Source organism: Acidobacteriaceae bacterium (genome assembly GCA_035944135.1).
Classification (GTDB): Bacteria; Acidobacteriota; Terriglobia; order Terriglobales; family Acidobacteriaceae; genus Granulicella.
The window spans coordinates 358,817-379,586 of the sequence record DASZBM010000002.1; the positions used below are offsets into that span (position 1 = coordinate 358,817).

Annotated in this window: 18 protein-coding genes; 7 read left to right on the forward strand and 11 right to left on the reverse strand. The window is 62.1% G+C overall.

Annotation, left to right across the window (positions count from 1 at the left end; genetic code table 11):
* Positions 1–123: 123 nt before the first annotated feature.
* On the reverse strand, positions 124–1,794 hold the full coding sequence (groL, locus tag VGU25_04150) for a chaperonin GroEL (GenBank protein ID HEV2576384.1): 1,671 nt from the start codon (positions 1,792–1,794) through the stop codon (positions 124–126).
* Positions 1,795–1,973: 179 nt separating this feature from the next.
* Entirely contained in the window at positions 1,974–2,270 is a 297-nt protein-coding gene (locus VGU25_04155) for a co-chaperone GroES (protein ID HEV2576385.1), read from the reverse strand.
* Positions 2,271–2,513: 243 nt separating this feature from the next.
* Between VGU25_04155 and VGU25_04160 the strand changes: the two genes are divergently transcribed.
* From VGU25_04160 to VGU25_04175, 4 genes are all read left to right on the forward strand, one after another.
* Positions 2,514–3,002, forward strand: a complete 489-nt coding sequence (locus tag VGU25_04160; protein ID HEV2576386.1) for a hypothetical protein — start codon at positions 2,514–2,516, stop codon at positions 3,000–3,002.
* The gene (locus VGU25_04165) at positions 2,999–3,739 is read left to right on the forward strand and encodes an SDR family NAD(P)-dependent oxidoreductase (protein ID HEV2576387.1); all 741 of its coding nucleotides are present in this window, start codon (positions 2,999–3,001) and stop codon (positions 3,737–3,739) included. The genes VGU25_04160 and VGU25_04165 overlap by 4 nt, the downstream gene beginning before the upstream one ends.
* Positions 3,740–3,862: 123 nt before the next feature.
* The gene (locus VGU25_04170; protein ID HEV2576388.1) at positions 3,863–4,939 is read left to right on the forward strand and encodes a helix-turn-helix domain-containing protein; all 1,077 of its coding nucleotides are present in this window, start codon (positions 3,863–3,865) and stop codon (positions 4,937–4,939) included.
* 570 nt (positions 4,940–5,509) lie between these two features.
* Entirely contained in the window at positions 5,510–6,427 is a 918-nt protein-coding gene (locus tag VGU25_04175; protein HEV2576389.1) for an aspartyl protease family protein, read from the forward strand.
* Between the two features lie 15 nt (positions 6,428–6,442).
* Here the strand turns inward: VGU25_04175 and VGU25_04180 are convergent, their stop codons facing one another.
* Positions 6,443–7,264 (reverse strand): CpsB/CapC family capsule biosynthesis tyrosine phosphatase, encoded by an 822-nt coding sequence (locus VGU25_04180; GenBank protein HEV2576390.1) that lies wholly within the window; start codon positions 7,262–7,264, stop codon positions 6,443–6,445.
* Positions 7,265–7,479: 215 nt separating this feature from the next.
* On the opposite strand from VGU25_04180, the gene VGU25_04185 reads away from it, so the two are divergent.
* Complete coding sequence (locus tag VGU25_04185; protein HEV2576391.1) at positions 7,480–7,860, forward strand: response regulator; 381 nt, start codon at positions 7,480–7,482, stop codon at positions 7,858–7,860.
* A 112-nt stretch (positions 7,861–7,972) separates the two neighbouring features.
* Here VGU25_04185 and VGU25_04190 read toward each other — a convergent pair whose 3' ends face one another.
* The 6 genes from VGU25_04190 to VGU25_04215 all read right to left on the reverse strand — a co-directional run bounded on the left by VGU25_04190 (position 7,973) and on the right by VGU25_04215 (position 15,202).
* Positions 7,973–8,830, reverse strand: a complete 858-nt coding sequence (locus tag VGU25_04190) for a glycosyltransferase family 2 protein (GenBank protein ID HEV2576392.1) — start codon at positions 8,828–8,830, stop codon at positions 7,973–7,975.
* Positions 8,827–9,444 carry a putative colanic acid biosynthesis acetyltransferase gene (locus tag VGU25_04195; GenBank protein ID HEV2576393.1) on the reverse strand — a complete coding sequence of 206 codons (618 nt, stop codon included), beginning with the start codon at positions 9,442–9,444 and terminating at the stop codon, positions 8,827–8,829. Before VGU25_04195 ends, VGU25_04190 begins: the two co-directional genes overlap by 4 nt.
* On the reverse strand, positions 9,444–10,625 hold the full coding sequence (locus VGU25_04200) for a glycosyltransferase (protein ID HEV2576394.1): 1,182 nt from the start codon (positions 10,623–10,625) through the stop codon (positions 9,444–9,446). The genes VGU25_04195 and VGU25_04200 overlap by 1 nt, the downstream gene beginning before the upstream one ends.
* Before the next feature lie 83 nt (positions 10,626–10,708).
* Entirely contained in the window at positions 10,709–11,944 is a 1,236-nt protein-coding gene (locus VGU25_04205) for a glycosyltransferase family 4 protein (protein HEV2576395.1), read from the reverse strand.
* Between the two features lie 13 nt (positions 11,945–11,957).
* Entirely contained in the window at positions 11,958–12,956 is a 999-nt protein-coding gene (locus VGU25_04210; protein HEV2576396.1) for a polysaccharide biosynthesis/export family protein, read from the reverse strand.
* Entirely contained in the window at positions 12,953–15,202 is a 2,250-nt protein-coding gene (locus tag VGU25_04215) for a polysaccharide biosynthesis tyrosine autokinase (protein ID HEV2576397.1), read from the reverse strand. The genes VGU25_04210 and VGU25_04215 overlap by 4 nt, the downstream gene beginning before the upstream one ends.
* Before the next feature lie 119 nt (positions 15,203–15,321).
* Here VGU25_04215 and VGU25_04220 point away from each other — a divergent pair, with 119 nt between their 5' ends.
* Both VGU25_04220 and VGU25_04225 read left to right on the forward strand, forming a co-directional pair.
* Positions 15,322–16,740 (forward strand): UDP-glucose/GDP-mannose dehydrogenase family protein, encoded by a 1,419-nt coding sequence (locus VGU25_04220; protein HEV2576398.1) that lies wholly within the window; start codon positions 15,322–15,324, stop codon positions 16,738–16,740.
* Between the two features lie 81 nt (positions 16,741–16,821).
* Positions 16,822–17,838, forward strand: coding sequence for a UDP-glucuronic acid decarboxylase family protein (locus VGU25_04225; GenBank protein HEV2576399.1), 1,017 nt, complete (start codon positions 16,822–16,824; stop codon positions 17,836–17,838).
* Between the two features lie 20 nt (positions 17,839–17,858).
* Here VGU25_04225 and VGU25_04230 read toward each other — a convergent pair whose 3' ends face one another.
* Positions 17,859–19,976 (reverse strand): capsule assembly Wzi family protein, encoded by a 2,118-nt coding sequence (locus VGU25_04230; protein HEV2576400.1) that lies wholly within the window; start codon positions 19,974–19,976, stop codon positions 17,859–17,861.
* A 62-nt stretch (positions 19,977–20,038) separates the two neighbouring features.
* Positions 20,039–20,734, reverse strand: a complete 696-nt coding sequence (locus tag VGU25_04235; protein HEV2576401.1) for a thiamine pyrophosphate-dependent enzyme — start codon at positions 20,732–20,734, stop codon at positions 20,039–20,041.
* Positions 20,735–20,770: the final 36 nt, after the last annotated feature.

Sequence of the window (20,770 nt, forward strand, 5' to 3'; positions counted from 1 at the left end):
TCTCAACAGTATAAACAAGGATCGGCCCGCGGTCATAGCTGGGCACAAAAGCGAAGGCCCTGGATTTCTCCAGGGCCATTGCATGGAGCCGATGCGCCTTCGCGCAAAGGCAAGAACAACAGATTAGTACATGCCGTCCATGCCGCCGCCGTGGTTGTGGCCGCCGCCCGCTGCTTCCTTCTTCTCGGGGATCTCGGCGATCATGGCCTCGGTGGTGAGCATGAGGCCGGCGATGGAGGCCGCGTTCTGCAGGGCAGTGCGGGTGACCTTGGTCGGGTCGATGACACCGGCCTTGACCAGGTCCTCGTAGACGCCAGTTCCGGCGTTGTAGCCGAAGTTCGCGTCCTTGGAGTCGTTGATCTTGCCGATGACGACCGAACCCTCTTCGCCGGCGTTCTGGACGATCATGCGAAGCGGCTCTTCGAGCGCGCGGCGGATGATCTGCGCGCCGACCTTCTCGTCACCTTCGAGTTCCTTGACGAGCTTGTCGACGGCCTTGCCGGCGCGGACGAGAGCCACACCACCGCCAGGGACGATGCCCTCTTCGACGGCCGCGCGGGTTGCGTGCATCGCATCCTCGACGCGGGCCTTCTTCTCCTTCATCTCGGTCTCGGTAGCTGCACCGACCTTGATGACGGCGACGCCGCCGACGAGCTTGGCGAGGCGCTCCTGCAGCTTCTCGCGGTCGTAGTCGGAGGTGGTCTTCTCGACCTGTGCGCGAATCTCCTTCACGCGACCGGCGATCTTGTCGTCAGCTCCGCCGCCGTCAACGATCGTCGTGTTGTCCTTGTCGATGGTCACGCGCTTGGCAGAGCCGAGGTCCTCGATCTTGACGCCCTCGAGCTTGATGCCGAGGTCCTCAGTGATGGCCTTGCCGCCGGTGAGAACAGCGATGTCCTCGAGCATGGCCTTGCGGCGATCGCCGAACCCGGGAGCCTTGACGGCTGCGACGTTCAGGGTGCCGCGCAGCTTGTTGACCACGAGAGTGGCGAGCGCCTCACCGTCAACGTCCTCAGCGATGATCAGCAGGGGCTTGGCGGTGCGGGCGATCTGCTCGAGCAACGGGAGCAGGTCCTTCATCGTGGAGATCTTCTTCTCGTAGATGAGGATGTAGGGATTCTCGAGAACAGCTTCCATGCGCTCTGCATCGGTGACGAAGTAGGGCGAGAGGTAGCCGCGGTCGAACTGCATGCCTTCGACGACGTCGAGCTGGGTCTCCATGGTGCGGGACTCTTCGACGGTGATGACGCCATCCTTGCCAACCTTCTTCATGGCCTCGGCGATGATGGTGCCGATGGTGGAATCGGAGTTGGCGGAGATGGTGCCGACCTGCGCGATCATCTCGCCGGAAACGGGCTTGGAGAACTCGTTGAGCGAGCCGCCCTGCACGTTGCCGTTCTCATCGCGCTTGCCGATGATGGCCTCAACGGCCTTGTCGATGCCGCGCTTGAGCGCCATGGGGTTCGCGCCGGCAGCAACGGTCTTAACGCCTTCGCGATAGATTGCCTGGGCCAGAACGGTTGCGGTGGTGGTGCCGTCACCGGCGACGTCAGAGGTCTTCGAAGCGACTTCCTTGACCATCTGTGCGCCCATGTTCTCGAGGCCCTCGGGCAGCTCGACTTCCTTGGCGACGGTGACGCCGTCCTTGGTGATGGTGGGCGAACCAAACTTCTTTTCGATAACGACGTTGCGGCCCTTGGGACCGAGCGTCACCTTGACGGCGTTCGCGAGGTGGTTGACACCGCGCAGAATCGCCTGACGGGACTCTTCTCCGTGCAGAATCTGCTTTGCCATTTTGAAAGCTCCTGTTTCAGATACGAGATGCGAGATACGAGATGCGATTCGTACCTCAGGGGCTGAAGCCCCGAATCTTTTGAGTTCGAATCAATGTCACGACTGAAGCCGTGACCTACCGGTTCTCGTTGGGGTTTAGCGATTCTGCGGCGGAGCCGCGTCTCGCCGTCCGCGCAGGACTACTTGAGGATTCCGAGGACTTCTTCCTCGCGCATGATGAGGAAGTCCTCGCCATCGAGCTTGATCTCGGTGCCTGAGTACTTGCCGAAGAGCACGGTGTCGCCGGCCTTGACGTCGAGCGGGAAGACCTTGCCTTCGTCGTTCGACTTGCCCTTGCCAACCGAGATGACCTTGCCCTGCTGGGGCTTTTCCTTGGCGGAATCGGGGATGATGATACCGCCGCGGACGGTTTCGCTCTCCTCGAGGCGCTGGACCAGAATGCGGTCGTGCAACGGCGTGAATTTATTAGCTGCCATGTTCCTCTTTGTCTCCTTGATTGCGGTTTGCAGGGAAGCCGGGAGGCCGCTTTGGGGTCGGCCCGGGGGTTCTGGCACTCTCTGCTGCCGAGTGCTAATGTAGTCCTCCGGATTGAGGGTCGTCAAGCGGTCAACCGTAAAATGTGAGTGAAAGACGCGCATAGTTATGGCTAAGAGGGGGCGCAACTTGGACGGGAAGCTGGGCCGGGCCAGCGCTGTCTCAGGCGCGGTAGAATGCAGGGCATGAGATTCAGCAGTTTCGCGCTCTCGGCGGTCTTTCTGACCGCGACGATGGCCGGTACAGACGCTTCAGCCCAGGAACATGGCCGGAAATGGCAGCCGCCACCACCCACCGCGACGGTGGTTGTGAAGGTGGTGAAAGCTTTCAATGGCAAGCCTTATGAGAACGCCGGCGTGGTATTTCATGCCACCCGTAACGGCAAAGACGATGGCAACCTGGAGGTCAAGACCGACCCGGATGGCAACGCCAAAATTGACGTCCTTGAGGTGGGCAGCCACGTGACGGTGCAGGTGATCGCCAGCGGGTATGCGACGGCGGCGACGGAGTTCGACCTGCCGGCGGACGGGAAGGAGATGACCCTGAAACTGGAACGGCCGAAGGCGCAGGTTTCGACGTACGTGGACAACGACGGGAAGACTTCGCAGACGCAGCCGGGGGTGCAGGAGCGGGTAATTCCAAAACCGGTGCCACAGCAGAGTAATCCTCAGTGAGTGCTGACGCGCGTCCGCTGCGGGGCAAGCGGGCGCTGGTGACGGGAGGCGCGCGGCGGATTGGCCGTGCACTGGCTACGGCGCTGGCGCGCGCGGGGGCAGACGTTGCGATTACTTATCGTGGCTCGGTCGATGAGGCGGAGCAGACGGCGATCGATCTTGGTGGGCTTGGGGTGAGGGCGCTCGCGGTGGGCATGGATGTGCATCATGAGTGGAGCGTCGAACGGGCTCTGGACGACGCTGCGCTGGCTCTTGGCGGGATCGATATTCTCGTGAACAACGCCGGGCGGTTCGAGACGGAGACGCTGGAGAAGATCACCATTGGGCAATGGGACGAGATGTTCGCGACGAACACGCGCGGTCCCTTCCTGGTGGCGAAACACGCATATCCGCATCTGAAGCGCGCGCGGGGGCGGATCATCAATATCGGGTCGCTGGGCGGTTTGCACCCGTGGTCGACGCACGCGCACTACTGCACGTCGAAGGCGGCGGTGCACATGCTTTCGCAGACGATGGCGAAGGCGTGGGCGCCGGAGATAAGCGTCAACTGTGTGGCGCCCGGCATGATTGTGACGACGGGAGAGATCAGCTCAGGCTACGAGCACTTTGCGCAGAAGACACCGATGAAGCGCAATGGGACGGTCGAGGATGTTGCGGCGGCGGTGCTGTTCTTTGCGACCTGCCCCAACTTCATCACCGGGCAGTTGCTGGCGGTGGATGGCGGGTTAGGGCTGTAGGGAGGTCGCCGCCTCTTCTATTCCTGGCATCTCACGATGTCCCTTTTTGTCCCTTTCATGGCCGCTGCGCTCCTTTTGGCGCGGCATCGCCGGGCGTACAGTAGGAGACGAGAGGGCGTCGAAATGGTTCGGCATCAGCGCGTCCGGAACGGCTCCGGGCCTCATGCAATCACACAGCTTCCTTCGGCGAGACGCGAAATTCAGGTTATCGCCGTCCTTCCTCCACGCGTCTCGCTTCTCGATCTCGGTGGCCCGCTCGATGTGCTCCGCCGCGCCAACATCGAGCAAAAGGCGGTCTACTTCCGCGTACGCTGCGTCGGTGTCACGCGCTCCATCAGTACGTCTATTGGCCTCGACCTGCATACGATTGAGCCGCTGCCCGAATCTCTTCCTGACGACGCCATCGTGATGGTGTTTGGCAGTGTCGACAACCCGACCAATTGGGGGCGCCCGAAAGACCACGGAGGCGACGGCGAAGACCAGGCCGTCATCGTTCGTTGGCTGGAGAACAACATTCGTCCAACCCACACGCTGGTCGGAATTTGCTCTGGGACGCTATTCTTCGGCCACGCTGGTTTGCTCGATGGTCGTAGCTGCACGACTCATCACGCGGACTGCGCGGGCCTCGCGCGCATCGCACCCAAGGCGAGAGTGCTCGAAGATCGCCTCTTTGTGCAGGATGGCAACATCTACACCTCGGCCGGTATCACTGCCGGTGTCGATCTCATGCTCTACTTCGTCGGCCGTCTTCTGGGCCCAGCCTGCACCGTAGCAATCGCGCGTCACCTCGTGGTCTACATCCGCCGCACCGGCTCGGATCCGCAAGTTTCGCCATGGCTGGAGGGCCGTAACCACATTCACCCTGCCGTGCATCGAGTGCAGGATGCCATCGCGGCAAATCCCTCGCGGGCCTGGAACAGAGTTCAGCTCGCCCAAATCGCGGGTGCGAGCATCAGGCACCTCTCAAGGCTGTTCCATAAGCAGGTAGGCATGTCGATCGTCGACTATCGCAATCGGCTGCGCGTGGCTCTCGCGCGTGAGTTCCTGTTGCAAAGCGAACTCGATATGGAGAACATCGCCGAGCGGGCAGGATTCTCTTCCACGCGGCAATTGCGCAGGGCGTGGCAACGTGTTTATCCCGGCAGCCCCAGCGAGGCAAGAACGGCGGCCGCTGAACTTTCCTCCGCTTCGGCCGCATGATCGCATCGCCTGTGCCATGAGAACATCGTTGGCAGCAACTCTCCGTTCCTTCTTCGTTGACAGCCCAACCACGTGTTGCGATGGTGAAGCGCGCACAAATTTGATTTGAGTGCACACGTCGGAGTGTCACGACCCCGATTTCTGTTCAAGATTGCGGCATGGCAACGATGAACGCAGTTCCCAGGTCATCCCGCTCACTGCAGGGTTCCGTTCGTTCGCTGCTGGTTACAAAGCGCAGACACTTCACTGACAAGTACACAACCCCGCTGATCTATCCGTGAAGTCGCGGCCAAAGCCGCGCGGCCAAAAGGGACGACGGCCGGCGAGGGCTAATCGCCTTACGAAGAGCACCGTTTCGTCACGGCTCAGCTGCATATTGTCACGATGTCCTTTTTTGTCCGCACATCGTCCGTGCCGATGCTTTCGCGGTTGCCTTCGCAAACCTAACGTGGGTCATGCCGGACAGCAGAAGACGTCCCTCCGGCTGACAGGAGCAGCTAGATGTTGCACACTCCGCACACAGAAAACTCTCGGTCCTCGGCCACAGCTTCTCTCACCTTCAGAATCGCAATGCTACTCAGCGTTCTCTTTCTTCGGCTCGTCAGCGTTGCGGAAAGGACGAACAACAACATCGTTCCGTTCGAGTCCCCGCATCGCTCGATGATCGTCGTCAAGGTACGCGTGAACGGCGAGGGACCTTTTCCATTCCTCTTCGACACGGGCGCAACCTCGTCCATTGTCGACGCGAAGCTTTCTGCGGCGCTTCATCTGCCGGCCGCGCAGAGCGTCCAGGTTGCCAGTTGGGAAGCTACCACCGACGCTCGCCGAGTTCTCGTCGAGAGCCTTTCGTTCGGTCCCATCAACTCCGGTCGTCTGCCTGTGCTCGTTCAACCCCTCTTAGAGTTCAAGGCCATCGATCCAGACTTGCGCGGGGTCCTTGGGCAGGACGTGCTCCTCCGCTCCAATTACCTGATCGACAACCGCAAGCACCGCATCGAGTTTGACGACGACTCGTCCATTCTGTCGGAACTCACCGGTGACCGCATCGCCATCGAACCTGTGCGCACCCGCGCCGGCGATCTGGAGCCGCGGCTGATTTCAGTTCCCGTGCAGACGAACGGGCATGCGGAGCCGCTTCACCTTCTTCTGGACAGCGGGGCGGACATGGTCGTTCTTCAGCCATCCTTCTCGGATCAGCCGACTGTGCTGAGGGGCAGCAAGTGGATGACCGACGAAAACGGCAGGCTCTCCTCCGCTGTCACGTTCCATACCCGACTGTCTGTGGGGTCAGAAGTGTTCAGCGCGGAGGCCTGGATCGGGGATGCGGGGCTGAAGCATATCGTGATCGACGGTCTGCTGCCGACTGGAAGTTTCAGTCAGCTGTATATCGCCAATCAGGGTGCGTTTGTCATCTTTGAGCCCCGGCGAAAAGCGCGTAAAGCCGCGAACATCCCGGAGACGGCGGCCGCTTCCATCCAGCAGCCTTGAGCCGCGTGTGGCCTGCTACCGCCGGAGGATCCGACGGAGCAGGCCGCGCGGCTTTTCATCGTCGAGCTCGATGTCCTCGTATTCGTCGTGGCCTTCGATGCGTAATGGCGGTTCCTGCGGCGGAAGCCGGCGGTTGTCGAAGACGGCCTGTGGATTTTCGGTGCAAAGCCTCTGGGCGTAGGCGTCGCCGTGCCGGGAGGCGATGTGGTCAAAGGCGGGGCGCATCTGGGGCGGACGGGAGCTAATGTTGTGAGCGTCGGTGGCGATGAAATGTACCCAGCGGTCGGCGAGCAGGCGTTCGGCAAGTTTCTGCGCCTTGCGTCCCATAAGGCCGGTCACGGAGGCTGCGGTGACCTGGGTGAGCATGCCGTCGCGAACCCAGGTGGCGAGGCGTGAGGTGTCCTGCTGGAGGGTGGGATTGCGCTCGGGGTGGGTCAGGATCGGGGTCATGCCTCCCAGGCGGAGACTGTAGAAGGTCTCTTCGAGGGTGGGCGGAAGGCCGTAATCGGGCAGCTCGATGAGGAGATATTCGCCGCTATTGATGGTGTAACGATGCGGGTTTTCAATAGCCTCGCGCACATTGTCGTAGCTGAGATGGAAGTCGCAGCCGGTGCCGAGGATGAGCCGGATGCCGGCGTCGGCGATGGCCTGGCGGAGTTGGCCGAGCAGTGCCTGGATGCGTTGCGGGTCGAAATGGTAGCGGCTGCTGGCGTGGGGCGTGCAGACGACGTGGGTGATGCCGTCGTCGGCGGCCATGCGCGCCATCTTGAGGGAGGTGGCGAGGTCGGGGGCGCCGTCGTCGAGGGCGGGAAGAAGATGGTGGTGCAGATCAACCACGGTTTGAGGGTAGCATCGACTAACTCTTAGTGCCGCTGGACGTTGAACCCCACAAGCGGAGCAGCGTTGCTGTGGAATATCGCATCAGACTGGACTAGGATAAGCTGCGTTCCGGGGCCCGGCCTCCCGTATGATGACGAGAGAGGGTTGTGCTGCGGCTACTTGAGCGGCTACCGACAGGCACCCACGGAAGGAAATCTTTTTCAGGGACCCACATGGCAGAAACCAACACGAACAGCTCGAAGCCCCGCGTTCTCGTCGCCGACGACGAGCAGGTGATTGCAAACACGCTCGCTATCATTCTGAACCAGGCAGGCTTTGAAGCGCGTGCAGTCTATAGCGGCGAGAAGGCGATTGAGGCGCTGGACACCTTCAAGCCCGACATGCTGATCAGCGACGTCATTATGACGGGAATGACCGGCATCGAGGCGGCGATTCAAACGCGCGCCAAACTTCCAAATTGCAAGGTACTATTGTTCTCCGGGCAGGCGGCAACCGCCGACCTGCTGGAGCGGGCAAGGGCTCAGGGACATGAGTTCGAGATCCTGGCCAAGCCCGTTCACCCGACAGATCTGCTCGCCAAATTGCGCGGGTAGAGAGGCGAGAGCGAGATACGTGCGGGTGGCCCCGACGCTCCCTGAGCGCCCATCGGCAATGACACCTGGTATCTCGCTCTCGTCCTTCTCTTTTAACGAGAGACTTGCGCGATCAGATTGAAAGCCCTTTGCGGCGGCGCAGAATCTCGCGGAATTTCACTTCGATCAGGTACTCGTAGAAGCTCTGGAGCGTGGCGTACATAACGCCGGCTGCGCCATCGAGCACCGCGCCGCGTACAAACATCATGTATATCCATTTGAGCAGCGGACGCGCGGGCATGCGGTAGAAGATGGCCTTCTGCGCAGCGCGGCGATCGTGGAAGTTGCGCGCGAAGAGGGCGTCTTTTAGCGAGGCGTCACGGACTGCATCTCCGCTGGCAAGAAGTTCAGCTTCTGCGGTGGAGTACTGGTTGTGCTTCGCAACCCAGTGGGCGAGACCCTTGGAGAACGCCATATGGTCGAGTGGCGCTGAGAGCTGGCCGGTATCTCCATCCACTTCGACAAATTCGTTGATGTCGCGCGTGTAGTGGACGCGGCCGACGCGGAGCAGGCGCACATAGTAAGGCGTGAGCTGCGCGTGCTTGAGCCACGTGCCCCAGAGGAAGTCACGACGCCGGATTCGGAAGGCGCCGATGTTTGCCGGCGCTGCGGCTGCGGCGCGTGGGATTTCGATCGAGAGCTCGGGGGTAGCGCGCTCGTCGGCGTCGAGGACGAGAACCCATGGATGGCGGAAGGGGAGCTGCATCGCAGCGTTGCGCTGGGCCGCGTAGGTGTCAAAGGCGCGCCTGGTGACGGTCGCGCCACGGGAGCGCGCGATCTCGGCGGTGCGATCCGTGGAATTGGAGTCGAAGATGTGAATGTCGTCGGACCAGGCGACGGAGTCGAGGCAGCCGGGCAGGTCCAGTTCCTCGTTGAGCGTGAGGATGAGGACGGAGACGTTCGGCGATGTGGAGATCACGGGGCTGCTCACAGTGCAGCGGTCTCCACGGATGGAGTGGCGGCTTCCGTGCGCTGACGCTGGCGGATGGGTTGCGCGGGATGGCCGGAGTAGACGGTCCAGGGCTCGAGGTCGCGAGTGGCGACGGAGCCGAGGCCAAGCACGGCACCTTCACCGACGCGAATGCCTGGCGCAACCGAGGCGCGCGCGCAGATCCAAGCGTAGGGCTCGATCGTCATGGTGTAAGCGAGCAGAGGGAAGGCGGGGTCGTTGTAATCGTGCGTCGCGCCGCAGAGGTAACAGTCCTGCGAGAGGATGACGTGCGAGCCGAAGTGCATTGGTGACGGATTGTAGATCTCGACGCCATCGCCGGCAGCGACGTGATCGGCGCAGCGGAGATTCCATGGTGCCCAGACGCGCGAGGCCGGATAGAAGTGGCAGTCAGGGCCGAGCTCCGCGCCGAAAAGACGGAGCAGCATGGCGCGCCAGGCGTGGAGGGGACGCGGCGAAGGGCGATAGAGCAGGAGCCACGTGATGTTCCAGAGCAGGCGAGCCACGCGGTTGCTGAAGGAAAACGCCGGGCGGGTATAGGGATCGGCGCCGGTGGTGATGTGATCGTCGGCGCGGTAGTCGGGCTGGCGCGGCATCAGCGGGCCTCCCGAACAGCCGCGTGTGCATTGACGGCGCCCTGCGGGTTCTCAAAGACGCGCAGGATGGTTTCGGCATTGCGGCGCATGTCGTAGCGGCGCACAAAGCTCTCGCAAGCGCGCACGGACATCTGCGCCTTCTGTTCAGGTGTGAGGGCGAGCCAGCGCGTGAGGAGGTGGGTGATCCCTTCTGGTGTGTCGTGCTCGACCAGAGCGCAGCCGTCGGCTTCGAGGTCCTGCGCGATGTTGACTGGATGCGTCAGAAGCACGGGGCGGCCGGAGGCGAGGGCTTCGACGACCGCTACGCCGAAGTTCTCTTGATGCGAAGGCAGGATGAAGGCCTCAGACGCGGCGAACGCACCCCACTTGGCATCGCCGAGGAGCAGGCCGGGCCAGTGGATGCGGTCTGCGCAGTTGCAGTCTGCGGCCAGGGTCTCGAGGCGCTCGCGCCAGTGGCTGGGATCGGGGCCGGCCATTACGAGGTGAAGATCAGGGTGGGCGGAGGCGAGTTTGGCGAATGCACTGACGAGGAGGTCGCACCCTTTTTTCTCGTTGATGCGGCCAAGGAAGAGAAGAAAGCGGCGGCCGGCGATCTCCGGACAGGCAGCGTTGAACGCGGCGAGCAGTGCGGCGGTGTCTGTTGGCGGTGCCTCTGCGCCGAGCGGCACGACCATCGGCTTCCAGCGGTGCAGCCAGAAGCTTTGGGCGGCAAGGTCGCGTTCAGCGGCCGTCGTGAAAAGGACCCGGCGAGCGCCGCGGAGGACCCAATACTCGGCCGGAAGCCAGTAAAGCCACTTCTTAGCGTGCTTCGCGGGGAACGCGTGCTTGAAGTAAGGGTCGAGCATTCCATGGGTAAATACAACATAACCTGGACGCTTGGCGACGCTAAGAAGGGCTGCAAGCCCAGTGAATTCCCACAGGCCATGCACAATGACTCCATCGAAACGGGCACGGTTTTTCCTCAGCCAGCGGAGGAGCTCCGGGCGGAACCAGCGCTTTTGCGGGCTGCCAAGTGCGTGGACCGGAAATGGGAGGTCGCGGAGGAAAGGGGCTGCGGGGTCGTCGAGGGTGGCAAGCTCGCTGGTGTATCCGGGCGGAGCATAGCGCGCGAGCATGCGGATGACCTCGGTCGGGCCGCCTGCCGCGGGGCTGACGGTTCCGACGATGTGGAGGATTCTCATTCGCTCGAGGAGTGGGCTCTTGAGGGTAAGGATATCAAGCGCGGCTGCGGACGAGGGTGGCGGGATAGTGAACGTTCCGGGTTTCAGGCGTGCAGCTTTCCGGTCACGGCGGCCAATGCCTGGCGAAGCCCGCAGACGTCGGCCTCGAAGTCCCAAGAGGCGATTCGAGCCTTTGCGGCGTCGCCCATGCGCTGGGATTGTTCCGGGCTGGAGAGAACGCGGCTGAGGGCCGTTGCGAGGGCGGTGATGTCGCCGACGGGAAAGACGAAGCCCTCGACGCCATCGGTGATGAGGTCGGCGTGCGCACCGACTTCATCGGAGACGATGACGGCGCAACCCGCAGCCATAGCCTCGTTCACGATGAGCCCCCAGGGTTCGTGGCGTGAGGGGAGAACGAAGACGTCGGCCAGGGCGAAGAACCCGGGGAGCTCGGATTGATTGCGGAATCCGAGGAAGCGGACGCCTTCGAGGGCGAGTTCGTGTGCCCGGGTTTCGAGGCTGGCGCGCTCCTCTCCGTCGCCGACGATGAGGAGGTAGGGGAGTGGGGAGTCGGACGCGGAGCAGAGGCGGGAGTAGGCCTCGATCAGGTGGTCAGCGTGCTTGCGCGGCTGGAGCTTGGAGGCGAACAAAATGATCGGCCGCCCCGGAGCGAGCTGCAGGTCCCGGCGGAGCTGTTCGGTGTTGGCAGTGGCGGCAAGCTGGGCGAACCAGGCGTTGTCGACGGCGTAAGGCATCGGGAACTGGGGCATGTCGTCGCCGAAGTAGTGGGCCCAGTAGTCGCGGTTGCGCGAGCCGATGGGAAGCGTGGCTGCAATAGCAGGGCGCAGCAGCCGGAAGAAAAGGTGCTTGGCGGCTAGCGTCGCGAGGCTGCGCGCACGGTCGGCCAGCCAGGATTCTGCACGCAGGAGAACGGGAATTCCAAGGGCGTTGGCGGCGAGAATGGCGTGCAGCGCGTTGGCGCTGGCATAGCCGTGCACCCAGAGGGCGTCAAAGGCGGGCGAGCCGTCCGAGTTGCGGAGGCGGCGGAGAATGCCGCGGCTGATGGGGCTCAGCGGCGAGACGGTGCCGGTGTCGCGCAGGCGTGGAAGGAACTCGCTGCGGTAGCCATCGAGCAGCGGAACGTCCCAGGCGACCTGCACACCGAACCCTTCGTCCTTGTAGCCGCGGAGGGAGAAGTCTGCGCCGAAGAAGACTGTGAGGTCGATGCCGGGTTCGCGGGCGATGCGGCGAAGCAGAGGCGCCTGATACTGGATCGGGTGCGAGACAACGTAGGCTAGCCGCACCGGCGCGCGGCGTGAAGAGCTTCCTGGGATGGCCATGGTGCCAGGCTCCTCACAAGTTCTTGACTGTGATGAGCAGCGACACGACGCCGAATAGCGTGCCCAGGTTGCCGTTGGCAATAAACGACTTCAGGAAGTCGTCGGGCAGGAAGACGATGTCGTTGGGTTGCAGGATCGGGTCGGGGTCTTTGCCATGGAGAATTCGCTGGATGTCGACCTTCACCACGGTCCGGTGGTCGCCGACGGTGCGGATCAGGCGCACGTCATTGTACTTACCCTGGTAGGCCAGGCCTCCGGTGAGTGCGGTCGCCTGCATCAGGGTGAGCGGCGAGTATTGCGTGAGCGGTATTGTTCCCGGAGCTTTGAAGTCTCCAACCATGTAGACCACGCCTATGCGGCTGACGATGATTGTGTCGCCAGGAAAGATGGGGATATTGGCGAGACTGCTGCGGAGCGGATCTGTGCCGAGGTCGACAACGAGGGGTTGTGCCACGCCCGGGCGGCTGATGGTGATGACATGACTTGCCGTGGCTGGCAGGCCGCCGGCGACCGAAAGCACGTCAAGCAGGCGCCGCGAACCAACGATGGGAACGACCGCATGCACTTCGCCGGCGACGGTCGCCTCCTGGTTGGGCCCTTGAGTAAGCTGAATCGTTACCTGGGGATTGCGGTAAATGCCTGCGTCCTTCAGGCGCTCTTCGACCAGTTGCTCGGCCTGCGTGAGGGTGAGGCCGCTCAACTGAACCGTCCCGATGAGCGGCAGAACAACAGTGCCCTGGGCGGACAGCCTTACGTCGGGGCTGTAGTCGCTTTGCTCAAAGACGTGAATCGAGATGAGATCGCCGGGGGAGAGCAGTGGCTCCCGGATGGCGGGAAACAGCAAAGTCTGGTCGGTAGTGACTGTCGCGGTTGTAGGCGCCTCGACGGCCGGGCCCGGACCGCTGAACTGGGCGAAGGCTACGGGACTGCAAAGGAGTGCGAGCGCCGAGAGCAAGGGGATGCCGTTCAGGCGCGAGCCTCCGCGAGACGGTGGTGAGATGCGCGCACTCACTTGGGGCCTCCGTTGCGTGATTTCTTACTGCCGCGCGACTCCCAGCCTTTGCTGTCGACACCGCCCGAAGCGTAGCCGGAGTATCCCGAGTAACCATAGTAGGCGTAGTACTCGGGCGAGCTGAGATCGACGGCGTTGAGCACGGTACCTGTGATTTTTGTTCCGGCGCGCAACAGGAGATCGCGCGCGCGGCGGACGGCGTGCTTGTTGGCTTTGCCTTGCCGAACGACCAGGACCACGGCGTCGGCATCGTGTGCCAGGACCACGCTGTCCGTGATGGAAAGCAGCGGAGGCGAATCGAGGACGATGTGCGTGTAGATGCCGCGGCACTCGGCCAGCAGACGGTTCATGGCATCCGATGCAAGCATCTCGGTGGGGAAGGGAGGTACCGGACCACTGACCAGGATATCGAGCTTTGCAACCTCGGGAACCTGCTGGACGGCCTCGTGCAAAGACACGCTTCCTGTAAGGACGGAAGTGAGGCCGACCTTTCCATTGATGCTGAAGCGGTGGTGAACGGTAGGGCGGCGCAGATCGGCATCGATCAAGAGGACGCGCACGTCGCGCTGGGCAAGGACGCAGGCGAGATTCATGGCGACAGTCGTCTTGCCCTCGCTGGGCGTGGCACTGGTCAGGAGAATGACCTGCGGCTCGCGGCCGGCAACGGAAAGCAGCAACGAAGTTCGTAGAGCGCGGAAGGCCTCTGAGAACTGGGACATGGGTGCCCCGACCACGCCGAGATTTCGTTGCACAGATGTCTGGCCGGCAAGTTCGGCCGCACTTCGGCGGATGCGGGGAATGAGAGCGAGTGAGGGCAGCCCGGAGATCGATTCGATCTGCGCTACGGTGCGGATTCCGGTGTCCAGGCTCTCGAGGACGAAGGCGATGACGATGCCAAGCGTAAGCATCAGGATGCCGTCGACAATCATCATGCTGGACCTCGATTGCAGCGTGGGTCCGGTCGGCGGCACGGCGTTGTCGATGATGTCTATCTCGGTGGACTCCAGGCCGGCTTCGATACCTGCGGTGCGCAACCGCTGCGACAGGCCTTCGTAGAGAGTGCGGTTCGACTCGAAGTCGCGCTGCCGGAGCGTGTACTCGACGAGGTCGTCGCGGAGCTTGTAAGCCTCTTCTTTTTCCGTTTCCAGGGCGGCGCGTGTCTGCTGCTCGTTGACGTTTGCGGCAACGTACGCCTCGTGAGCCTGATCCACGAGCCGCTTCTCCTCGTCGGCGGTCTGTTTGTCAATTTGCGAGATCTGGTCCTGTAGCGCCAAGACCTGGGGATGTTTCGGCCCCAGAGCTGCATTCAGCTCAGCGTAGCGAACCATCAACTGTTGCTTGGTGGATCGCAGACCGGCGAGGTTGCTGGACAATGCACCTGCCACCCCTGCGCCGATCGTCCCGTCTAGCGCGTCGGGGTTCATCCCGGAGAGCGTCTTGTAGCGGGCCTGCTGCTGAATTCGGGCAATCTGCGCCGTGCTCACGGCGCGCGTCAGGTCGTCGAGGGTGGATTGAATCTGGTTGTGCTGCGGATCGAAGCCCAGGACACCGATTCGCTTCTGGAGATCGATGAGTTGCTCCTGCTGGGTCTCGACCTGCTGCTTCAAGTCGCGGAGCTGCAGGGAGAGGAAGTCCGAGACGCGCTGGGTTGCTTCGAAGCTGGACTGCAGATCGCGCTGGATGAATTCGCGAATAAGCCGGTTGACGATATCGGCTGAGAGCTTGGGATCAAGAGTCCGGCAACTGATCACGACGAGATCAGTCTTTGGGACGACCTCCACGCCGATATCGCCGTTCAGCCCATTCAACGTGCCTTGGCGGACATTAAGGTCGTCCAGGCTGAGGTGAAGGTTCGGACCAGTGTAGCCGGTGAAGGCGGCGTTGTTGGGCAGATCCAGATCGCGCGCAACGGTCAGGAGAACGGTGTCGCTTTTGATGATGGCGACTTGTGTCGACAGCGAGGAACTTGCGGATCCGTAGCCCGGGCCGCCGCCGACGCGAAATTGCTGGGATGAGCCGGTGCGAATCTCAATGGTGCCCGCTGCTTGATACATCCGCGGCTGCGTGGTGCCCTTATAAAAGCCCCAGGCGAGCCCCAGCGCCGTGATGGCTGCGATGAGGTATTTGCGCTTCCTGACTGTGAGGAGCGCCTCCGACAAGGTCGTATCAGCTGGATTCTGCGCGGCCCCAGCAGGCGAGTTCGCATCTGCTGGCAGTGGAGACACTTCGGCCCTTTCGGAGATCATCGCTCCTTAGTCTACTTGAAAACCAGCGGACACCGGGCATGGCAGCCGGTGAGCCCGGCAAGGCTCTACAATCAAAGGCAAACCGGAAATTTTCGATGAGCGGAAGTCAAGGAGCATTGATGGAGCATGGTTGCCAGATAGCAGTTGTCGGCTCGGGATACGTGGGGCTCGTCGCCGCGATCTGTTTTGCGGAGATCGGTCACCGGGTGATCTGCGTCGACAACGACGAGCGCAAGGTGGCGGCGCTCCAGGCGGGCGACAGCCTTATTCACGAAAAGCACCTTCCCGAGTTGCTGGGGCGGTACAGAAACACGCGCGTACGGTTTACGACTGATCTCGCCGAAGCGACCCGCGAGTGCGATGCGATTTTCATCGCAGTGGGCACACCCCAGGCCGAGAACGGCGACGCCGACCTCTCCTATGTGGAGGCAGTCGCAAGTGAGATTGCGCGGCACATCAGCGGATACAAGGTCATCGTGGAGAAGAGCACGGTGCCGGTTTACACGAACGAGTGGATCCGCCGGGTGATCGAGCGTAACGGCGTCAATCGCGACGCGTTCGATGTGGTCTCCAATCCGGAGTTCCTGCGCGAGGGCACCGCAGTAGAAGACTTTCTGCACCCGGACCGCATCGTGGTCGGGGCGGACAGCCAGCGCGCAGCTGCGCTTCTGAAGCAGGTTTACTCTCCGCTGGTGACCGGCGCGTACTACGAGAAGGACGGAGCGATCGAGGGCGGATGCTCAATGCAGTCGCCGCCGCCGTTGCTGATGACTTCGACGAAGAGTGCAGAGATCATCAAGCACGCGTCGAATGCGTTCCTGGCGTTAAAGATCTCGTTCATCAATGCAGTTTCGAATTTGTGCGAGGCTGCAGACGCCAACGTGGAGCAGGTGGCGCGCGGCATCGGCCTGGATTCGCGCATCGGACCGCGCTTTCTGCGGCCGGGCATCGGTTACGGCGGTTCGTGCTTTCCGAAAGACGTCGCAGCGTTCCGTTCAGTCGCGCAGCAGATGGGCGTGGACTTCAGCCTGCTCAGCGAGGTCGAAAAGATCAACGTTCAACAGAAACGGCGGTTTCTGAGCAAGGTGCGCTCCGCGCTGTGGACACTGCGCGGAAAGCGGCTGGCGGTGCTCGGGCTGTCCTTCAAAGGGGAAACAGACGATATCCGCGAATCGCCGGCAATCGATCTGGTTGAGATGCTGTTGGGCGAGGGATGCTGCATTGTGGCATACGACCCCGCGGCAACAGATCGCGCGCGTTTGGAACTGCCTGCTTCGCAGTACATGAGCTACGCAGCCGACGCGTACGAGGCAGCCAGGGACGCCGATGCTCTTCTGATCCTCACGGACTGGAAGGAGTTCGCCGAGCTTGACCTGCGTAAGATCCATGCGGCGCTGCGATATCCGATCGTGGTGGACGGCCGCAACCTCTTCGATCCGGCGTTGATGCAGGAACAGGGGTTCACCTACATGAGCGTCGGAAGGCCGACCGCGACTCCAGTGCGCGAAACGGTTTCCGATGCAATCGGAAGCAAATAGACGCGAGCGGATGAAGGCGGATGCACGCGAAATAGGACGCGAGCGGTTGCGGAAAGATGCACGCTGCGCAAGGGAGCAGGAATGGCTTCAAAGAAAGTTCTGGTGACGGGCGCGGCGGGTTTTCTGGGATCGCACCTTTGTGATGGGCTGCTGGCTGAAGGAAATGAGGTTATCGGCGTCGACAATCTCGCGACTGGAAGTCTCGCCAATCTGCGGCACCTTCAGGGTGAACCGCGTTTCCGATTCGAGCAGATCGATATCTGCGACCCGTTCGACGTCGGCCAGGTGGACTACGTCTTCAACTTTGCTTCGCCCGCGAGCCCGGTGGATTACATGCGGCTCGGAATCGAGACGCTGCGCGTGGGCTCGGCGGGCACGCTGAACACTCTTGAGATTGCGAAGCGATACGGCGCGGGCTATCTTCATGCGTCAACGTCGGAGTGCTACGGCGATCCAGAGGTGCATCCGCAGGTGGAGAGCTACTGGGGCAATGTGAACCCGATCGGGCCGCGTTCGGTGTATGACGAATCGAAGCGTTTCTCGGAGGCGGCTGTTTCGGCCTATCGGCGCTATTACGACGTGAACACGCACCTGGTGCGGATCTTCAACACGTATGGCCCGCGGCTGCAGGCGAACGACGGACGTGTGATTTCGAACCTGATGATGCAGGCACTACGTGGCGATCCGCTGACCGTTTACGGCGATGGATCGCAGACGCGCAGCTTCTGCTATGTCTCGGACCTCGTTGACGGCATACTGCGGCTGTCAAAGTCAGACGAGCACGACCCGGTGAACATCGGAAATCCTAACGAGTGGACGATCCTCGAGTGCGCGCGAGAGATTCAGTCGCTGATCGGCTCGCAGTGCGAGATCGTCTTCCGGCCGCTCCCGAAGGATGATCCAAAGCAGCGCCAGCCGGACATCACGCGCGCCAAAACGCTGCTCGGGTGGGAACCAAAGGTCCAGCTGCGCGAGGGACTGACTCGCTCACTCGATTACTTCCGCACTGCGGTTGAAGCTGAGAAGGCGCAGCCGCAGGCTCGCGCAGCAGCGGCCCAGCAGGACGAGGAGTACTTCCGCCTCGCCTCGGGCCGCTAAAGCGCGTCAGGGCCGGACAGCTATTTCGCTTTGGTCTGCAGTTCGGTGTGCAGCTTGGGGTAGAACTTGATCTCCGCTGCGACAACAACGTCGTTCTGCTGGCCGGTCTTGTAAACGGGAGCCTTCCAGCGCTCGTACTGCATCCAGGCGTTGAGCTGAATATCGCGGCGCAGGTTTTTCACGACATCGACCGTGAACTGGTTCTGCGTCGTCCCATCGGGAATGAAGTCCTTCGGGCCCTTCTTGTTCATGTATTCGAGCTGCACCCACTCGTCACCGGAGAGGTGATAGGTGAGCCAGGCGTTGCCGCCCTTCGCCTCGCGTCCAATCTCGTCGCCCATGATGAAACCCTTGTTGGTGTAGCCCTGGCGCTGAACGATCTCGTAGTAGTTGAACTGACCGCCCAGGCTGCGCAATGTTGAGGTGTCGGTGCTCGCCGCTTCAACGCGCAGATCGAGTTTTTCCATGTGCGGGAAGTGCGAGAGATAGATGCCCGGGCGATAGGCAGCGCGGCGCGGTGCACTGATCGGCGTCACGTCGTCATGGCAGATTGAGTCTGTGTACAGGGTCACGTATTTACGCATGAACGGCAGCCTGTAGGAGAAGGTGAACGCGCTGTAGCGCGCTCCTGGATCATCGCGCGAGTACTTTTCGCCTGCGGTCGTATCGCTGAAGGAGAAGAAGCTCTTCAGGAACGTATGAATCGTGATGGGCTCTGTGCACGGGTATATTGTCCCGTCAGGTGCGAAACAGCCGTGTCCCTTGCCGCCCCAGATGACACTGCGCTGGAAGCTGAAGTCGAAGTTCTTCGTGGGTTTGAAGGAGAATACTTCGGAGTGCATCCACGGATCGTTCGGTGCGGAATGGCCCTTCAAAGAGCCGACCATGAAGTCATAACGCAGCGGACCGAGTACCCTGCTCAGCAGGGGAATGTACATCGGGTCTACGCGATTGATGCGGAACGAGTACATGTTCTCGGCATTGTTGCTCAGTGCCATGCCGCCACCCATTCCGGGTCCAAGCCATGAGTCAGACTTCCCGAACGAGATCTCATGGCCCCACCAGTGGGCCGCGAGATTTGCTTCCTGCAGCCGGAAGGTGGTCACCGCGTTGTTGGTGCTTCCGTACGGAATCGTAGACTGCGGATCGTTGGGCGGAGTGAACGGACAGATCTCGTCAATGCAGGAGACCTGGTTGGCCAGAGCCAGGGTGTAACCGTCATACGCGGGAGCGTGCTGGAACTCGCCGCGAACATAGAGCGAGAACCGGCCATACTCATTCACGCTGGAGAAGCCGGTTACATTGTTGAAGCCTGTTGAATATGGGCGGCCGTAGTCGTTATAGACCGATTGCCCGAGGTGATAGCTGTCACGCAACACCGGCCCGCCGATTCCCATCAGCCGCGTGTACACAGACTGTAGACCGTACACCGCGCCGCGAGTCAGGTTGTTTCCGGGTGTCTCTTCAGCCAGATAGTCCTGCAGCTTGGCGAGGATGGCCGTCGCCTCCGGATCGCCGTCGGAGGTGATGTCGTCGGCGCTCCCCTGAAGCATGTGCAGCAGACTGCGCCGGGTCCACGGCCGCATCGAGATAAATGCAGTGTCGAGATAACCCATCGAATACAACCGGAGCGTCAGCGGATAGACGATGCTGTCCACCGGAATGTAAGTCGAACCGAGCGCATCCCCGCGCGCCTCACCGGGGACGGGACCATAGGCCGGCATGCTTGGGACGGAGGCCACGGGAACCGCGGGCGGTATCACGACCGGCGCCGGAGTGGGCGGGTTCTGCTGGTTCTGTACCTGGATCGGCTGCTCCAGTTGATCAGGCGCGGTTGTCGCCGGAGTTGTGGGTGCAGCAGGCGGGGCGGTCTGTGGCTGCGCCGGGACTGTCTGAGTCTGTGTCGGCTGAGTGCTCTGCGGTTGTGTCGTCTGCTGCTGTGCAGGGGCGGTCTGGTCGTTTGCCGCTGTAGGCGCGGCCACGGAAGGAATGCTGCTTGCGGGCGCCGGTGTGGCCGGCGGCACGGATCCTGGAGCTTGCGCCGATGCGGTCTTTCCGCTGATGAAGGTGGCAGCGATCAGCAGCGCGAACAGCACTGCCGCAGGTGGCCAGGGGCGGGGGGACCGCGAAAGAAACATGTTGTCAGTGTAAAGGCTTAGAACGAGGTAGAGGATGTCGAGACATTCATATTGCTTTGTGATTACAAACGGATTTTGCGGGCAACCATATACGCTTCGAGCCGCTTAATCGGCTGCTGACGCGGCGCGAGACGCTCCGCGCTGAGCATCGCCCATATCACTGAAGGCCCACCGCCGGAGCGCGCGCGAGCTGATGTCTCCTGCATCACGCGATAGACCGCAACTGCATCTTCGCCATCGACAGGGAAGTGCGGCAGGTGCAGGCTGCTGCCCAACTTCGTCAGTTCCGGCCACAGGAGCGGAGCGGCCATGCGCGAGGATTTCGACGCGCGTCTGCTAACAGGGTTCGAGCCATCATCGGCGACGATCAGGAGGAACGGCAGCCGGTCGCGATGTGCCCAGCGCAGAGCGTCCGCCCATCCGTTCTCCGGCGCGCCAGCCGCAACGAACGCAACTGCGAGCCGATCCGTGCCCGCCGTCTGCATACCGCGCGCCGCTCCTGCGCACAGCGGAATGCGAAGACTCTGCGGCACATCGTGCGCGTCTTCACCGGCGGACGATTTTGGTGCAAGCTCGCGAAGCGTGCGGTCGTCTGGATCGCCGGATACGAGATCGCCCGCAGAAAGATGAATCAGTGTGGCGGCGAGCAGCGCCTCCCGCGCGGCGTTCGAGCGCCGGCGGTCGGACGTGCGGATGCGCTGCATGAGCGCGTGAAGTTTGCGGAGGCGGTCCTGAGGCAGCAGGGGATTGTCGGCCAAAACGGCAATTCCTCTTCTTCGAGAGTTTCGTGATCG

Bases quoted from the DNA above. Each gene is read 5' to 3' on its own strand.
- VGU25_04170 (HEV2576388.1), top strand. From the start codon at position 3,863: ATGGTTCGGCATCAGCGCGTCCGGAACGGCTCCGGGCCTCATGCAATC.
- VGU25_04185 (HEV2576391.1), top strand. From the start codon at position 7,480: ATGGCAGAAACCAACACGAACAGCTCGAAGCCCCGCGTTCTCGTCGCC.
- VGU25_04205 (HEV2576395.1), bottom strand. From the start codon at position 11,944: ATGGCCATCCCAGGAAGCTCTTCACGCCGCGCGCCGGTGCGGCTAGCC.
- VGU25_04215 (HEV2576397.1), bottom strand. From the start codon at position 15,202: ATGATCTCCGAAAGGGCCGAAGTGTCTCCACTGCCAGCAGATGCGAAC.
- groL (HEV2576384.1), bottom strand. From the start codon at position 1,794: ATGGCAAAGCAGATTCTGCACGGAGAAGAGTCCCGTCAGGCGATTCTG.
- VGU25_04225 (HEV2576399.1), top strand. From the start codon at position 16,822: ATGGCTTCAAAGAAAGTTCTGGTGACGGGCGCGGCGGGTTTTCTGGGA.
- VGU25_04160 (HEV2576386.1), top strand. From the start codon at position 2,514: ATGAGATTCAGCAGTTTCGCGCTCTCGGCGGTCTTTCTGACCGCGACG.
- VGU25_04155 (HEV2576385.1), bottom strand. From the start codon at position 2,270: ATGGCAGCTAATAAATTCACGCCGTTGCACGACCGCATTCTGGTCCAG.
- VGU25_04220 (HEV2576398.1), top strand. From the start codon at position 15,322: ATGGAGCATGGTTGCCAGATAGCAGTTGTCGGCTCGGGATACGTGGGG.
- VGU25_04230 (HEV2576400.1), bottom strand. From the start codon at position 19,976: ATGTTTCTTTCGCGGTCCCCCCGCCCCTGGCCACCTGCGGCAGTGCTG.
- VGU25_04200 (HEV2576394.1), bottom strand. From the start codon at position 10,625: ATGAGAATCCTCCACATCGTCGGAACCGTCAGCCCCGCGGCAGGCGGC.
- VGU25_04175 (HEV2576389.1), top strand. From the start codon at position 5,510: ATGCTACTCAGCGTTCTCTTTCTTCGGCTCGTCAGCGTTGCGGAAAGG.
- VGU25_04195 (HEV2576393.1), bottom strand. From the start codon at position 9,444: ATGCCGCGCCAGCCCGACTACCGCGCCGACGATCACATCACCACCGGC.